Source organism: Entomomonas asaccharolytica (assembly GCF_016653615.1).
In the GTDB taxonomy this organism is placed as follows: Bacteria; Pseudomonadota; Gammaproteobacteria; order Pseudomonadales; family Pseudomonadaceae; genus Entomomonas; species Entomomonas asaccharolytica.
In genome coordinates this window covers 376,299-392,692 of sequence record NZ_CP067393.1, presented here as the reverse complement: position 1 = coordinate 392,692, position 16,394 = coordinate 376,299, and the positions used below count along the sequence as shown (strand labels likewise).

Below are 16,394 nucleotides of genomic sequence, written 5' to 3'. Positions count from 1 at the left end.
ATTAATCTCAATAAAACTCACAAACCACAGCTTTATCTTCACCTACCACAATATTGACACGTTTTAATTCTTCCTTAGTTGCCATTGCTGACAGTAAACGATCAGTAATATGAGGCACAATATATTGATCTAATAACGAATCAATAAGACGAGCACCACTATCGCTATAAGTACAACGTTCTGCTAATACATCAACCAATGGCTTATCATAAGTTAACTCAAGTTTACGCTGTTGCATGCGATGGGCTAAACGACCTAATTTTAATTCGATCAACTCATGTAGCACTGCACCATCTACAGGGTAATAAGGAATAACTTTCATCCGACCCAGCAATGCAGGTTTAAAATGATGGCTTAAGGCAGGTCTAATAGCATCCTCTAACGCTTCTGGAGAAGGCCGTGCCCCGTCTTTACAGAGGGCTACAATTCGGTCACTTGCAAGATTGGAAGTCATAATAATCAGGGTATTTCTAAAGTTAATTTCTCTGCCCTCGCCATCATTAGCCATACCTTTATCAAAAATCTGATAAAACAGATTCATTACATCAGGATCTGCCTTTTCTACTTCATCTAACAAAATAACTGAATAAGGTTTTTGACGCACTGCTTCCGTCAACATGCCACCTTCACCATAACCCACATAGCCAGGTGGCGAACCAATTAAGCGAGAAACTGTGTGCTTCTCTTGGAACTCTGACATATTAATAACTGTTAAGAAGCGATCACCACCATAAAGTAAATCAGAGAGTGCCAATGCTGTTTCTGTTTTACCTACACCACTAGGACCAACAAATAAGAATACACCAACAGGTGTTTCTGGACGATTTAAGCCTGCCGCTGAAGTACGAATAGCTTTATCTAAGGCAACGACTGCTTGTTCTTGTCCTCTTACCCTTTCTCTTAAATCATCAGCAAATTGCATTACTCGTGCGTTATGTTCTCTAGCTAATTGTTCAACTGGAATACCCGTCCAATTGCTAATCACTTCTGCAATCAATCTTGGACATACTTCAAAACTAACTAGACTGTCAATTTCCTGCGCCTTATCAAGTAAGTCATGAGTCTTATTAAGCTCCTCTTGCACTTGCTTTAATTGCTCTGCAACTTGTTCTGGCGTCACCTTAACTGTGATAGCCTCTATTACTTCCTCAACAATATGTTCGCCTTGTTCTGTAATTTCATCAGTAATGGTATCTGTTACTTCTGTAATAGCGACTTCTTGTTGCTCTTTAGCTAATTCACTTTCTAAATCAGCTTTAACTTTCTGCAACTGACTGTATTGTTTTCTTAAACCCAACAGTTGCTCAGCAAGCTCTTTTTGATATTGCCACTGCTCATTTAATTGCTCGAGCTTAGCTCTATTTTCTGCTAAGGTTTTCTCTAAAGCATCTAGCACATCTTGATCAGTTTTAATGCCTGCTAATTTATCACGGGTTAATGCTTCGTATTGTCTTTCATCAATGGAAATACGATTACTTAGGGTTTCAATTTGCTCTGGTGCTGAAGCAAGACTAATTTTCACACGCGCACTGGCTGTATCTAGTAGATCAACAGCCTTATCTGGTAATTGACGACCTGCTAAATAACGTGCTGATAATTCTGCCGCCGCAACAACAGCATCATCTCTTAAATAAATCCCATGACTATGCTCATAAACAGGTGCCAAGCCACGTAAAATAGTCACGGCTTCTTCAATGGTTGGCTCATGTAATTGAACTGCTTGGAAACGACGCGCTAACGCTGCATCCTTCTCAAAATATTTTTTATATTCAGACCATGTCGTTGCTGCAATGGTACAAAGCTCACCACGAGCTAGTGCAGGTTTTAATAAGTTAGCAGCATCAGAACCACCAGCATCACCACCTGAACCGATCATTGTGTGTGCTTCATCAATAAACAGAATAATAGGCTTGGGTGAGGCTTTTACCTCATCAATTAGACCTTTTAAGCGACGCTCAAACTCGCCTTTCATACTAGCGCCAGCTTGTAATAACCCCATATCTAGCGTTAACAATTCAACATTCTGTAAAATTTCAGGTACATCGCCTTTTGCAATACGAATAGCTAAACCTTCTACCACTGCTGTTTTACCAACACCAGCTTCACCCACAATAATTGGATTATTTTTGCGCCGACGTGCCAAAATATCTATCATTTGGCGAATGGCATCGTCTCGACATAGCACTGGATCTAATTTGTTATCACGTGCTAACTGAGTAAAATTATGGGTAAACTTCTTTAAAAATGACTCAGCACCTTCTCTAATGATATTAGCAGAACTTTGCTGTTCCACTTGATCAGCTAATACGAAATCTTTCAGACGTTGTTCATTAATCGTAGCAAGCAGTTTGTAATATTTAGTACCTACATAACGTACACTATTACGTAATAAGGCTAAAATTAGGGCAGCTTGATCTACATAATTTCTTTCTAATTCTAAATTAGCAAGCAATAAGGCATCTTGTAGCCATTGCACCAACTCAACTGAAAATACTGGATTTTGTGTTTCACTTGACTCTGCACGCGGTTGTAACACAGATAATAACTCACCTAATTCAATATCAGCATCCACTATTGCTTTATTAATTAAACTTTCAGGTGTAGCTACCATACTAAGCAGCATGTCCTCTATCAGTACTTTACTTCCTCCACGCACTACACAACCTTCAGCAGCTTTTTCAAGGTCTTTTCTTGTTTGAGCATCTAATGCTTGGATTAACTGTTGCAAATCGATATTAATCATCAATAATCCCTTTTACATTTGGTTCTTTAATAAAATTTCGCCATCGGCCTTTTCTTTGCCTAGCCAACTTGTCCAACCTAAGAGGCAATCACTTTGATCACCTATTGTTAAATCTCTTATTTCATCCTTTAATAGTTGCAACTTAATGTCATAATCTAAAGGATCTCGCAATATAAAGCCGACCAGTGTGCTTAATTGTCCATATTCTTTATAAATAGGTAAAAATTGATGAAAGCGTTCCCACGTCAGTTTCAGGATATGAATACGAAATTTACCGCCTCTATCACGTACCTCTGTACCTATTACGAGAGTATCTCCCATTACACTATTACTTAAACCCAACCTATTTAATTGGTCTTCTGCAATATTTACTCTACGCTCAATACATTGCTCTACAAAAATATCTGAGTGTTTAAAGTAATATCTTAATACTGCCTCAACCAATACTGCTGAATGTGCCCGTAAGCTGATCATTCCTAAATAAGGTAATAATCGTTTCCAGTTTAGATTATCTGATTTTCTAAAAGCCTCATGTCCTAAACCTATTAATGAAAATAACTTTGCTGAAAAAACATCCATTGCGCCTGATTGGTAAAAAGCGTAATAACGATATTTTTTCCAAATAGGCAAAAGCAATCTTTGTAAACGATCATTAAAATAATTTAAAAAATCTCGTGTAGTATTATCTTCCTCTGTACTATCTCCAAGCGCTTGCTCACTATAGAACACTGGCATTGGTGAGTTAGCACCAATCAACCCTAATGGATTGATTCTCATTTTTACGCGAACTTGTTCGTTTTCAATAAAAAATTCTATATATTCAATATCACAGGTAGGAAATCCCAAGCTAGGATTCGCTACAAACTCAATACGCTCATATAATTCTTCATCAGTAACCGTATCAGATGTAATACTACGTAAATAATCTATCGTTAATAACACACCTTGAAATAACGAATACTTCCTAACATTTTGTTTATGCCACAAAGGCAATTCAGGAAGATGTTCTTTAACATTTTCCCGATAATAAATATTTTTAGCAGTCATGCCCTTACCATTCCTAACATCATAATAATGCCTGCTGCCCTATACGTAATGGCCATTTATAAGTTTGGTTATGGGTACTATGTACTACTAATTCGTGGAATGAATTTAAGCTAACATAGAGCACAAAAAACTCATTCAACATTGAAGCAAACAAAAATAAATCGCCATCACCAATATAACCTTCTGGATCGATGGTTATTTCTGTTCTAATACCGCGTAAAGGTAACCCTTTATGTAATCGATCAACAGGCTTATATTTTATGTCTTTTAAACCTGCTAATAATCTACGACTAACCCGTTCTCTTTGTTGATCGTAATAACGTGGGAAGTCATAGGTTTCTAATACAACCTTTAAGGGCTCTACATCTGCTAATGACAAATAATTCAATGACATATTACTAATAATACGCCATAAGAAACCTGTTTCTATTGGTGGTGCATAACTAGTAGTAGGAGGAACAATATTTCTAAACACTAGATTATCTGGAATACTTTCAGTAGCTACACAAATATCACCTACTCTTAATTGCTTAGGAAGGTTTTGATTGGTACAACTTAAATCAATTGATAAGGTATCACCTGAGAAAATAGTGCTATCTTTACTAGCAAAACGTAAATACGTATCTAACCCGTCATGGGTAATAGATTTTTCTTTTCTAATAAAATAATACGGCTTTACTTCATCTACATCAAAACTAGCGTCATGTTCAAAAGACTCAAATGGCACATAATCTTTATATTCATTACGGGTATTACTCCAACCAACTACTTTATCAACGGAAAACACTTCATAGTGGCCAGGTGTATTAATACTTGGAAGAATATGGTATTCATTATCAGTACCTGTAAAGTTAATAGGCATCGCACTGTGTGAAAATAAATTAACCACAGGCGTACAATACAACCGAATATTTTCTGTGGTCGGCTGAATGCGCTGCATATTGGCTTTACGAATATTAAAACGAACCATTATTCCTTTTGCTCGCTCTAAAATATCCTCAGGTAATGTCTTTAAGACATTTAACTTTTCAAGATCAACAAATAAAAATTTATCTTGAAATGCAAAATATTCTTGAATATAGCGATAACCACGAAAAGTATTAGCTGGGTAAGGTAATAAGGCTTCATTTTCAGCATACCCTACAGCTTTAATATTCTCAGGCCCTATTGTTTTAGCGCCTAAAATATTGCCGTTGCTATCTGTAAAAGGTTCACCTTTTTCATTTAAAGGAATCAACTGTATATCTTCAAGATGACGTAATAAACAAAGGTACAACATTTGACTAATATAACGCTCACCAGACAAATGTAGTCTTAAACTATCAAGGGGCGCACCAATTAAATCACCTTCACCATTCAATAGTAACTTTAGACTAAAAATAGCCCCACCATTTTTAATGGCATAATCAACGCTATCTAATTGTAAGGCATATATTTTTGTTTCAAAGCAGGTTTGAAATTGACAAACAGTACCATCAACAGGAACAGAATTAACCATAGACTGCCGCGGTAAGGTTATACAATCTTCTGTTTCCTGCACAGCATCAAACTCTATGATGCTAAATGCAGGTAATGACCGCATATAGTTGGGCCATAATAAATTCATTAGTGAGTGAGCTAACTCAGGAAGTTCATCATCTAAACGTTGTCTTAAACGTCCAGTTAAAAAAGCAAAACTTTCTAATAAACGCTCAACATCAGGGTCACGACTACCATCACCAATAAAGGGAGCTAACGCAGGATTTCTTTGCGCAAACTGCTTGCCCATACGACGCAGGGCTGTTAACTCTTGTAGGTAATAATAATTAAACGACACTGAAACTCCTTGGAAACCTTCTATTAACTATAATAACGTTTCTTTATTTTCACTTGTCCTGAACCATTCAAAGCAGCAGAAAAAGATACTTCTCTTTTCATCCCACCTACATCTATCATTCCCTCAATAGTAAAAGATAGGTTTAATGGATCATGAGTTCTAGGTAAAGGAACAACCCTAACTTCAGACAATCTAGGCTCATAGGCCTCAACAAACCTTTCAATCGCTGTTCGTGACTGTTGTAACGAGTCATGTAATGAGAGATTTAAATCATTTAAGTCAGGCAAACCATAATCAGGTAATGTTTGTACACTACCTGCTCTGGTACTAAGCATCTTTGCCAAATGATCAGCAATAGAAAGAGTAATGGCAGTCTCATCATCAAGCTTTTTTCTGGTTTCAGGGACACCTGCTAAACGCTCAAAGAGACTACCATATTTACTCATTCCATCACCCTCATTATTCCTTATCTAATTTACCAACTAGCGATAAGGTAAAATCAGCCCCCATATATTTAAAGTGAGGACGAACATTAACAGTCACACGATACCAGCCTGGTTCACCCTCAACATCAGTCACAATAATTTGCGCTGCACGTAAAGGACGACGACCGCGTACTTCAGCACTTGGATTTTCTTGGTCAGCAATATACTGTTTAATCCACTTATTAAGTTCACGCTCAAGATCTGTACGCTCTTTCCAAGATCCTAATTGTTCACGTTGTAATACTTTTACATAGTGCGCAAGACGGCTAATTACGAATAAATATGGTAATTGAGTACCTAACTTATAATTAAGCTCTGCTGTTTTACCTTCTTCACTGATACCAAAGAATTTTGGTTTTTGTACAGAATTAGCCGAGAAGAATGCAGCATTGTCACTGCCTTTACGCATGGTTAATGCAATAAAGCCTGACTCTGCTAACTCATACTCACGACGGTCAGAAACCAATACCTCAGTAGGAATCTTAGTTTCGATTTCACCCATACTTTCAAAATGATGTAATGGTAAATCTTCAACTGCACCACCACTACGTGGTCCAATAATATTTGGACACCAACGGTATTTAGCAAAGCTATCTGTTAAACGTGTTGCAAAAGCAAATGCAGTATTACCCCATAGATAATGCTCATGGCTTTCAGATACATTTTCTTTATAGCAGAAGCTTTTCACAGGATTTTCTTCTGGATCATAAGGATTACGTAATAAGAAACGAGGTAATGTTAAACCACAATAACGAGAATCTTCTTGCTCTCTAAAGCTTTGCCATTTAGTAAACAATGGACCTTCAAAATGATCTTTAAGATCTTTCATATCTGGTAAACCAGTGAAAGCTTCTAAACCGAAGAACTGAGGACCAGCTGCAGCAATAAATGGAGCATGAGCCATACAAGCTACTGCGGACAAATATTGCATTAACTTAACATCTGGAGAGCTTGGGCCAAAATAGTAGTTACCAACAATAGAACCTACTGGCATACCACCGAATTGTCCATATTCAGCTGTATATACATGTTTATATAGACCAGATTTAAAGATTTCAGGAGCATCTTCAAAATCATCTAATAAATCTTCTTTAGAAACATTTAAGATTTCAATCTTATTGTTTTCACGGAAATCGGTACGATCAACTAATAGTTTTAAACCACGCCATGTTGATTCTAAACTTTGCATTTCAGAGTGATGAAGAATTTCATCCATTTGCCGACTTAATTTTTCATCAATCTCGCTGATCATGCGATCAACTAAGGCTTTCTTAATAGGTTCATTTTTATTTTGAGGTTTTAACAACTCCTCAATAAATACAGCAATCCCCTGTTTCGCAACGTTATACGCTTCATCCTCTGGGGTTAACTTTGTTTCTGCAATAATACGGTCAAGAATACCAAGTTCTGTAGCAACTGACTTGGACTTCGCTTCTTGTGAGCTAGCACTCATTATTTATCTCCTTTCTTATCTTTACCAGAGTCTTTTCCATTAGCCGCAGCTTCTGCAGCCATGCCCAACTCTTTAAGCACTTTTTCACGAGAGTCATCATCAGATAACACGCTCTCAATTGCTTTACGGAAAGCAGGCGCATTTCCTAATGGACCTTTCAATGCTACTAACGCATCTCTTAATTCCATTAGCTTTTTAAGCTCAGGCACTTGCTCAACAACACTTGCAGGATCGAAGTCTTTCATATTCTTAAACTTCAAACTTACTGCTAATTCACTATCTGGATCTTCATTTTGCAGACGATTAGGTACGGATATATCTAAACTTAAATTCTGTTTTTCCAATACATCATTAAATGTATTTTTATCAACACTAATCGGCTTTCTTTCTTCTAAAACACGGTCATCAGGACGATGAGTAAAATCACCTAATACCATCACTTTAAAAGGAATTTCAATTTCTTCTTGAGCATCCCCTATCGCAGGTTTAAATGTAACGTTAATCCGCTCTTTAGGTGCTACTGAGCTTTCTTTCTTAGCCATAAATCTCTCCATTGGTTACTAAACTTTGGATAAAAAACAATAAAATCATTGACCTTCATCCACAATTAAATCCATGTCCAAAAAACATAGTCTTTTATATAATCTCTCTTTTGACTCTCTTACTTGTTGGGATTGTGGTAACAGCTCACAACACTTATATAACAAGTAAACTACTTCTAAAGCTAATGAGGGCTCCCACTGATCAATTCCCAACTGATAAATATGCTCATCCAAATTTTCCAATTGAGTTTTTGCTAACTCATACTTCTTATTAGCAAAACAGAGTTTAGCCATACATAACTGCCAGAAGAACTTTTCTCGCCCTCCAGTAGCTGCCTTTAAACCTGCTACTAAAGGTGCCATTGACTCTTTTAAACCTTCTCGTGATAGTTTAGTAATACTTTCCTGTAGCACTTCATCCCAACTATCTTGACCTGTACCACTTGAAATAATATGAGCATTAATCTGCCCAGCTTGATTAGTTAATCTTGGCAATACATAATCATTAATCCAAGCGATTGTAGCTTCATCAGCAAAAGGTGTATTGTCATGAAACTTTAATTCAGTAACGCGAGGAACTCGTTGTAAAAATAATGCTAACTGTACCTCTAGTTCTAACATGGCAACATCCATACGAAGTGCCTGTAAACATTGCCAAACTATATATTGGCCATCTAACCAAAACGGTGCTTTCGAAATACTTATTTCTACATCTATTATTAAATCTGAATAACGCCCTTGTGCTAGCCTCTCTTTATAACTATTCACTTTATCTAAAGGCACAGGTCGTAATGTAGTCACATCATCTTTACTATCAGGTAATGCTTCTATAGCAATCCATAATAAAGTACGATTTAAACGTAACGCTTTAATATCCGTTGAACGTTGGTTTAACCACCATATACAGAGTGTACGACCATTATCCTGCAAATTACGTAATAATTTATTAGCATCTCGTTCATTATCTAGTGCTGTAACGGTTGATTGAGGAGTTGCTGTACCTGTGACTATCTCTTTAGCTTGCGTAATAACCTTTTCTACTACACTTTTGGATTCTTTATCTTTATCAGCAACTTTGGTAGTCTCTGCAATCATCCTCTCAATACGGCGACAAGTAGGTAATAATAAAGGAGACTTATCCTGCCACTTATCTGTTAAAAACGCATCTAAACGTATTAATTCTGCCAATACTGCTTCAAATAAAGAAATCTGCTCTTTAACATCTATAGTCTCTTGAAAAAGCTGCTCCAATCTAGAGCTTAACCACTCAACAGCTGACATTTTCGTTCTTTGTTTACTAGGAAATATGTCATCCCAACACTTAACAATTAATTCATTGAGGTAATAAAGACCTGCATGCAATCCAGTAAACGTATCAGTTTTAAAAAGTCCCCAACAGAACCAAGCAAGCACGCGCATATCTTTTGCTTGCGTAGTCAATATTTTTTCACTTAATTCAATTATTCTCTGCCAATCAGTTCCTGTGCTACTAAAAAGTGAAGTTGATCCTGATAACATGCTTTCAACTTCTTCGAAAGTAGCAGAATAACGAACGTCTTCACCTACAAAGCTGTGAGAACTGATAGGCTCTAATAGAGATGAATAATTTTTAAGTAACGGGTTAACAAAAGACATCTTTACCCTGCTTCCCTGAAAAATAAAGATTATTAATTGATAACCAACATCATATTATTAATTTTCTGTATAGCAACATGGCCCAATACATCAATTTTGTATCTTTTATAATTTATATGTACAGCTATCATATAATATATCCTTTCTTGGCTACTATAACTTTATGATCTTAAAAACAATCTTTCATTATTTAAATCATACCTTGCCACTAAGCTTTCATTTTTGTTGTTTTAAACTATTATTAACGGGGCATGTATTCAGACCCTTATAGCCAAAAACAATATTCTTCCTATCGGTTTCAAACTGGACATCACAACAAATGACTCCAGGTTTTAAATAATATGTACCATTATCCCTAACCTCAATAGAAGATCGACCTGTGGCTTTACATTGGTGCCATGTATAACGTTTATAATCAACCCAATCTTCAATTACATCAGGGTTTCTACTAAAACTATCAATCACTACTAAAATATGTTGCCCTTTTAAATGAACAAACTCATCTTGTTGTGTTTTATTCCATAAACTGCAAGCAGTTAACATTAATACTATACTAATACAAAATAACTTACTCAAAAGATAGAATATCTTCCCATAAAGTTTTGCTATTCCATTATTAATATCAATCACTACTACTCGACCAAATTTGAATAAAGTTATTACTCATGTATTTCATAGGCCCATGTTGCTATGAAATCAAACCATTCAACTATTGTTTAATTTCTTTAAATTTCCATTAGACAATAGGCTTAATTATTTAGTAATAGTATATCCTTACTTTTAATAATACTTCCACATTTAAATTAAGTTTTGTTAATTTAAGTTAACAAACCAGCAAAAAAGGTTACCTAAACATCACTAACCTAATTACTAATCCCTTATGACAACAATAGAGTAAATACATTAATTATTCCTTAAAATAAACCAAAATAATCAAATTTTACTTACTAGCTGCCACCATTAAGCATGAATAAATAAATATATAATCATGAGTTTTACTCATATAAAAACGCATTCATCAATCTAACATAATGCGTTCAAGTGTTTGCTCACCAAATATTCTTTTAAAATCAAGTGACTTAACAAAAATATAGCCTATATGACAATCACAATTAGCTCTTGTACATGGTCTTTCTTGTAATATCTGCTGCCAATTATTGTCATGAATACTGCCGATGGCTTGTTTAATAAAATGACAACGATAAATTTTACCAAACTCATCTACAACAATTGCATTTTCACCAGCAAAACAAAGTAAGCCTTTTGAAACATAAGATTTATTAAATGAAAACAATGAATCAATGGTGCTTAAAAACAACCTTTGCTCTTCTGTATAGATATAATGCTGGTTATTATCAACATAAGCATTAATCCATAAATAGGTGTTAGGATTTAACTCATTACGTAACTGTTTAATTTCATCAAATAAATTAGGTTTCCCTACCATTCCTACACTGTATTTAACATTGTTACAGTCTAATTGTTTAGTTTTATCAATAAACTTTTTTCTAGGTACTTCTGTTGGGTGATAAGTACACCATAATCTAAGTTTTAAACTATTGATCTCAGCTAAAAAATCTAACTTACCGCTTAAATTAGTTTGAAAAATAACCTTATTAACATGCGGCATTACTGTTAATTGTTTAACTGCTTGTTGATAACGTTTAAAGACTAATGCTTCTCCCCAAGGTGTAAAAAAAACATTAAAGTTGATATCTGTTTGCTTGGCTATCCAATTAATAAAGTTATCTAATCCAACAATATCTTCTATTTTCTTCTGCTTCGTTTCCTTACGCTTTGCAAAAGGACAATAATCACAAGCGTAATTACATGTTTCTAAAGCACCACGGTACATAACAGTTAAGTTAATCATTTACTATACCAACTGATAGCTATTCATACGTTGCTCAATATCTGGCGCATAAAACCATGGGCCTATTAAATCAGCGAGTTCTAAACCTCTTTGGGTTAATTTCCAACAGCTTTGTTTATCCTCAATCAGTTGTAATGCTACTAACTTAGCTAATTGTGGATAATCTGTAAAAGGTGAGCTAGCAAAACATTTTTGATAAAGTTCGATAGATAGCCCTGACATATGCAAAATGGATTGCAAAATAAAACGGCGTTTTTGGGTATCTTCATCCATTTTAAAACCATAGCTTATTTGCTTAAAATCAGCTTCTGTTCTGCTGTTATAACTTTCTAAAATAGCTTTAATACCTTTACGTCCTACCGCATACTCATTGGAGTAATGTAATTCTCTAGTATAAGACCGCGCGCCACAACCTAAACCTACCATGCCATCTTGTTGACAACAATAATCAGCCGGTTCAATTTGATTTACCATTGGCTTTCTAAAATAGCGCATACTTATTTGTTCATAGCCTGCGTTGAGTAATGTATCGCGTCCTTGCTGATAAAGTCTTAACCGTTCATCATCCCAACTAAAACCAAATTTCCCGATACCCGTCAAAGGCCTTACATAAAGTGGATATAAAAAAATTTCTTCTGGTTCAAAGCTTAATGTTGTTTGCAAAGACTTTGCCCAACTCTTTGGATCTTGATGAGCTAAACCATAAATTAAATCTAAATTTAATAGAGGAAAATCAAATTTTCTAATCTTTTCTATCGCCTGTATTACTTCTTGGTTACTTTGCCCACGTCCTACGGATTTAATTTCGGTCTCAGAAAAACTTTGCACGCCCATACTAATACGTTTGATATGGTAATTTTTTAAAATAGCTAAGCGATCCAAGGTTACTGTTGCAGGACTGGTTTCCACACTAGAAGGAATAGCGGCATAATCCAACTTAAAGACCGCTAACGCATCAAACAACAGCTGTAACTCCTCAGCCAATAAATAAGTAGGCGTTCCGCCACCTAATGCAAAACGGCTAAACCTTGCTTGCTCACCTAATGCCTCATAAGTTACTTTTGCCTGTATAGTTAACGCTTCAATATAAGCTTTGGTTAAGGTTAATTTAGGGTTAGCAGTAGTAAATAAATTACAAAAACCACAACGCATACCACAAAAGGGTATATGGGCATACAGAAACAATTGTGATTTATCTTCCACAGACCAAGCACTTTCTAATGATATAGGTTCAAAATGACGATAACTGGTTTTATGGGGATAGGCATAGGTATAGCCTTTGTAATACTCACCTTGCTCTATTAATGCTTGTAAACTCATACTACATCCAAAACAAATTCTGTATAGGGTACTGTCCAAACTGTATCATGTGCTAAACGATGGCCATAATAACCATCTTCACCAAACGCTTCACCATGATCTGAAGTTAAAATAACCAATGTTTTACAACGCTTTTGCTGTTCTGCTAATAAATAAGCGATATGTTGTTGGGCATACTCTAAGGCTGCCTGCTGTGTTTCCTTTGAATCTTCTTGCAAAGTTGGATGATAGATACAAGTAGGTTGATGTGTGGCAGCCACATTAATAAATAAAAACTTTGGCGTATTATCTTGCTGCATAAATTTGAGAGCTTGTTCAACCTGCAATTGAGTAGAATCTTTGCCAGTCACTCCCATTTCTATATTCCAATATGACTGTTGGAATAAATTAGGCAACACACTCCCTAATTCTGTTTGTTTATTAAAGAAGCCTACGCCACCTATGCAACAGGTGGTATAACCCAAACTCTGTAAAGCTTTAGGCAACGTACTTTCTGCAAAAGTAAAGGTATTAGATTGCGTGGTAGTCGAGCCTGCAAATGCAGAGGCAAACAATCTGGGGGCAGTAGGATTATCAATAGGGGTAGGTAAAAAACCACTAAAAAAAGCATGATGTGCCGCATAAGTAAAAGTAGCAGGTGAATGTCTTGCTTCCCAATTAGCTACAAATTTATCTAGCTGAGGCAGCTTGGCATTTTGTAATACATCAAATCGTAAACTATCAAAAGTAATAAAAATGATATCTACTTTATTTGCTACCAATTCTTTTACATTAATCATTATTAGTTCCAATTTTATGACGTGTTAGCAATGCCAATAATTCTGCTTGATAAGTATCTAGCCCCTGATAATAAGTATTAGGATGAAAATCACCAAACGTATTTGCCTCTAATAAATAAGGTTTTTTATTATTTTGGCTAACCAAAATATCCACCCCTGCATATAAACTATTAGGAAAACAGTGCATGGCTTGTTCAGCCAACTCTGGTACTAATTGCCAACTATTACCCAAATAGTTCTTAATTTGTTCAAGATCTCCCCGTCCATTACCTAAATGTAAATTTGTAATAGCCTGCTTACCTAAACGAATTAAAGTATGCTTTGCTTGACCATTAATGACTACGACTCGAATATCAAACACCTTGCCTTGATAATTGGCTTTAGGAATCCAAGCTTCTATTTGTAAATCATGCCACTGAACTAGCTTATCTATAATCATAGCGGTAGTTTGCCAGTCATTATAGCGAATTAACTTACTACTATTATAAAAACGTAGCCCCTGTTTAGTATCCGCCATTTCAATTGTAGTGATAGCTTGCATATTGGTTTTGCTGATCGCTAATGCTATCGCACCGCTGGCACCACTACCATGAGCCAACTTAATAAAAACACGATTTAAGCCTTGTTGCTTTAATACAGCTAATAACTGTTCAAAACTTACTATTGGTTCAGTTATTTGTTTTGGTATCGCCAAACCCTTTTGTTGCCAAACTTTCGCTGTTTGCCTTTTATCGAATAACTGCAATCCTTCGTTAAAATCAATGGTACAAAAATGTTTAGCCGCTTGTGCAAGCTGTTTTTGTAAACTAGCAAAAAACGACTGTAGTCCTGCATACCAATGATTAGAAGGAATAATTTCGCCCTGTTCCAGTTGCAAATCTGCTATATCTGCATCAAACTTATATGGATCATTTTGCCTAGCTAGCTGCAATAAAAAACGATCTGTAGTGCAACATTCGCCTGATGTTTCAATCCGTACTACATCACCTTCAGCTATTGTTTCTTTTAATAAATCAGGAAACTCAATAATATGGTTATAACCAATAACCTTTGCTGGCGGCCAATTGATCTGTTGTAAAGAGTTTTGGAAGGCTGTAACACGTCGGCTAGTTGGTGGTGCAATAAGCACCACCTGCTGAGGATTATTCTCCAATACTGACATAACGCCAGTCATCATCTTCGTCATAATCAGCATCAGAAGAGACATCAATAGTAAAGCCTTTAGCTGCTGCAAAAGCTTCTAATTTTTCAACCATTGTTTCTGATAAATAGTTATGATTTAAATCGAGGTGTTTTAAGTTATCTAAATTTTTAGAATCCAATAGAGCTTGCGCTCCCTCATCACCCAATGTACCTAACGATAAATCTAAAGTTTCTAAATGAGTGACTACAGGTGCATTAGCTACTGCTTTAGCAATATTATCTTGCTCATCACAGTTCACTAAGCCTAAATAGGTTAGTTGATTAAAACGATCTTGTAGAATTGGCTGTAAATCCTCTACTGAACCACCATAACCATAATCTTCTGTGCCTAAATAAATTTCTAAATGTTTTAGTTTCGGTAAATTAGCATTGGCTATTTCTTTAATTGTTTCAGAAGCTAAACCACCTGATTGAACAATTAATGTTTCTAACTCTGGTGCGTTTAAATTAGTAAAACCTAAATCATTACCACCACGAGTACCAAAATGTTTTAATTTAGGAAAAGCATGAATTAAAGGAGCATTATCAGTATTAACAATCCATGAAATTTCATTTTCTTCATAGGTAATATCATTTACAAATAAGGTATCTAATAAAGGTAATTGGTCTTTCGCTGCAATCACAGCATTAATTGGATCATCGCAACTTACTTCAAACATTTCTTCTGAATAAGCACCTAATACTAATCCCCTCGTTTCTTTAGCATTGGGTTCTGCTAGGTATTGCTGAAATTTTTCATCCCAAGTTTGCTTGTCGTCGTAATCAACAGCAATACGATAAATAGTATTTTCTAGATTTTTAAGTGGTTGTCCTGCCTGCCAATCTTCAACTTTATAGCCAGCAAATTTATCTAAATGGTTACCTATAGTCATAATAATCCCCTTCCTGCTGAATAAAATCCTACTATTGTTATTAAAAATAATTGTGCTAGTGTATAAATTTATACTTAATAATATATTAATTTATCGCAATATTATGACAGTAATATTTTATTGACACACTCCTCAACCGTTAGCCAATCTGTTCTAAAAAAATATGCTGGGTTTTTAGGAACTTCATAGGGCGCACTCACTCCTGTAAAATCTAATAACTCCCCTGCTATGGCTTTGGCATATAATCCTTTCGAGTCTCGTTTTTGTAAAACACTTAAAGGTGCTTCTAAATAAATTTCGGTTGCCTGTAGTTTTTTAATGGCTTGTTGGCGCACTTCAAGATAGGGGCTAATCACACTCACAATAACAACAACTCCTTGTTGCTGTAAAGAATAAGCTAACTCGGCTATGCGCTGAATATTAGTGTCACGATCTTGTTTAGAAAATCCCAAATCAGCACATAAGGTTTTCCTTAACTCATCACCGTCTAATACTTTGTTTTCAATATTAAGTGCTGTAAGACTTGCTGCTAATGCATTAGCCAACGTTGTTTTACCCACTCCAGAAAGTCCAGTTATCCAGTATGCTTGTGGTTTACTCTGTGATATATCCATAGTTAACTCAAC

The 16,394-nt window shown here is 35.6% G+C and carries 14 protein-coding genes; all 14 read right to left on the bottom strand.

Going from position 1 to position 16,394, the window contains the following annotated elements:
• Window positions 1–7 precede the first annotated feature (7 nt).
• Window positions 8–2,743 carry an AAA family ATPase gene (locus JHT90_RS01795; protein ID WP_201093386.1) on the bottom strand — a complete coding sequence of 912 codons (2,736 nt, stop codon included), beginning with the start codon at window positions 2,741–2,743 and terminating at the stop codon, window positions 8–10.
• A gap of 12 nt (window positions 2,744–2,755) precedes the next feature.
• The gene (gene tssG / locus JHT90_RS01790; RefSeq protein ID WP_201093378.1) at window positions 2,756–3,790 is read right to left on the bottom strand and encodes a type VI secretion system baseplate subunit TssG; all 1,035 of its coding nucleotides are present in this window, start codon (window positions 3,788–3,790) and stop codon (window positions 2,756–2,758) included.
• A 19-nt stretch (window positions 3,791–3,809) separates the two neighbouring features.
• A complete protein-coding gene (gene tssF, locus JHT90_RS01785) occupies window positions 3,810–5,606 on the bottom strand; it encodes a type VI secretion system baseplate subunit TssF (protein ID WP_201093370.1) in 1,797 nt (598 codons plus the stop codon).
• Window positions 5,607–5,629: 23 nt separating this feature from the next.
• Window positions 5,630–6,052 carry a type VI secretion system baseplate subunit TssE gene (gene tssE, locus JHT90_RS01780; RefSeq protein ID WP_201093361.1) on the bottom strand — a complete coding sequence of 141 codons (423 nt, stop codon included), beginning with the start codon at window positions 6,050–6,052 and terminating at the stop codon, window positions 5,630–5,632.
• A gap of 13 nt (window positions 6,053–6,065) precedes the next feature.
• A complete protein-coding gene (gene tssC, locus JHT90_RS01775; RefSeq protein ID WP_201093359.1) occupies window positions 6,066–7,544 on the bottom strand; it encodes a type VI secretion system contractile sheath large subunit in 1,479 nt (492 codons plus the stop codon).
• Complete coding sequence (tssB, locus tag JHT90_RS01770) at window positions 7,544–8,086, bottom strand: type VI secretion system contractile sheath small subunit (protein ID WP_201093353.1); 543 nt, start codon at window positions 8,084–8,086, stop codon at window positions 7,544–7,546. Before tssB ends, tssC begins: the two co-directional genes overlap by 1 nt.
• Before the next feature lie 45 nt (window positions 8,087–8,131).
• On the bottom strand, window positions 8,132–9,721 hold the full coding sequence (gene tssA / locus JHT90_RS01765) for a type VI secretion system protein TssA (RefSeq protein WP_201093346.1): 1,590 nt from the start codon (window positions 9,719–9,721) through the stop codon (window positions 8,132–8,134).
• A gap of 216 nt (window positions 9,722–9,937) precedes the next feature.
• Window positions 9,938–10,264 carry a hypothetical protein gene (locus JHT90_RS01760; protein ID WP_201093338.1) on the bottom strand — a complete coding sequence of 109 codons (327 nt, stop codon included), beginning with the start codon at window positions 10,262–10,264 and terminating at the stop codon, window positions 9,938–9,940.
• A 475-nt stretch (window positions 10,265–10,739) separates the two neighbouring features.
• Window positions 10,740–11,594: an STM4011 family radical SAM protein gene (locus JHT90_RS01755; protein WP_201093336.1), complete on the bottom strand. Its 855-nt coding sequence runs from the start codon at window positions 11,592–11,594 to the stop codon at window positions 10,740–10,742.
• A 3-nt stretch (window positions 11,595–11,597) separates the two neighbouring features.
• Window positions 11,598–12,914, bottom strand: coding sequence for an STM4012 family radical SAM protein (locus JHT90_RS01750; protein WP_201093334.1), 1,317 nt, complete (start codon window positions 12,912–12,914; stop codon window positions 11,598–11,600).
• Window positions 12,911–13,693: an STM4013/SEN3800 family hydrolase gene (locus JHT90_RS01745; protein ID WP_201093332.1), complete on the bottom strand. Its 783-nt coding sequence runs from the start codon at window positions 13,691–13,693 to the stop codon at window positions 12,911–12,913. Before JHT90_RS01745 ends, JHT90_RS01750 begins: the two co-directional genes overlap by 4 nt.
• Complete coding sequence (locus JHT90_RS01740) at window positions 13,686–14,879, bottom strand: STM4014 family protein (RefSeq protein ID WP_201093330.1); 1,194 nt, start codon at window positions 14,877–14,879, stop codon at window positions 13,686–13,688. The genes JHT90_RS01745 and JHT90_RS01740 overlap by 8 nt, the downstream gene beginning before the upstream one ends.
• On the bottom strand, window positions 14,836–15,768 hold the full coding sequence (locus JHT90_RS01735) for an STM4015 family protein (protein WP_201093328.1): 933 nt from the start codon (window positions 15,766–15,768) through the stop codon (window positions 14,836–14,838). Before JHT90_RS01735 ends, JHT90_RS01740 begins: the two co-directional genes overlap by 44 nt.
• Window positions 15,769–15,869: 101 nt before the next feature.
• Window positions 15,870–16,382 carry an adenylyl-sulfate kinase gene (gene cysC / locus JHT90_RS01730; RefSeq protein WP_201093326.1) on the bottom strand — a complete coding sequence of 171 codons (513 nt, stop codon included), beginning with the start codon at window positions 16,380–16,382 and terminating at the stop codon, window positions 15,870–15,872.
• Window positions 16,383–16,394: the final 12 nt, after the last annotated feature.

Bases quoted from the DNA above. Each gene is read 5' to 3' on its own strand.
- JHT90_RS01795 (WP_201093386.1), bottom strand. From the start codon at position 2,743: ATGATTAATATCGATTTGCAACAGTTAATCCAAGCATTAGATGCTCAA.
- tssG (WP_201093378.1), bottom strand. From the start codon at position 3,790: ATGACTGCTAAAAATATTTATTATCGGGAAAATGTTAAAGAACATCTT.
- tssE (WP_201093361.1), bottom strand. From the start codon at position 6,052: ATGAGTAAATATGGTAGTCTCTTTGAGCGTTTAGCAGGTGTCCCTGAA.
- tssC (WP_201093359.1), bottom strand. From the start codon at position 7,544: ATGAGTGCTAGCTCACAAGAAGCGAAGTCCAAGTCAGTTGCTACAGAA.
- tssB (WP_201093353.1), bottom strand. From the start codon at position 8,086: ATGGCTAAGAAAGAAAGCTCAGTAGCACCTAAAGAGCGGATTAACGTT.
- tssA (WP_201093346.1), bottom strand. From the start codon at position 9,721: ATGTCTTTTGTTAACCCGTTACTTAAAAATTATTCATCTCTATTAGAG.
- JHT90_RS01760 (WP_201093338.1), bottom strand. From the start codon at position 10,264: ATGTTAACTGCTTGCAGTTTATGGAATAAAACACAACAAGATGAGTTT.
- JHT90_RS01755 (WP_201093336.1), bottom strand. From the start codon at position 11,594: ATGATTAACTTAACTGTTATGTACCGTGGTGCTTTAGAAACATGTAAT.
- JHT90_RS01750 (WP_201093334.1), bottom strand. From the start codon at position 12,914: ATGAGTTTACAAGCATTAATAGAGCAAGGTGAGTATTACAAAGGCTAT.
- JHT90_RS01745 (WP_201093332.1), bottom strand. From the start codon at position 13,693: ATGATTAATGTAAAAGAATTGGTAGCAAATAAAGTAGATATCATTTTT.
- JHT90_RS01740 (WP_201093330.1), bottom strand. From the start codon at position 14,879: ATGACGAAGATGATGACTGGCGTTATGTCAGTATTGGAGAATAATCCT.
- JHT90_RS01735 (WP_201093328.1), bottom strand. From the start codon at position 15,768: ATGACTATAGGTAACCATTTAGATAAATTTGCTGGCTATAAAGTTGAA.
- cysC (WP_201093326.1), bottom strand. From the start codon at position 16,382: ATGGATATATCACAGAGTAAACCACAAGCATACTGGATAACTGGACTT.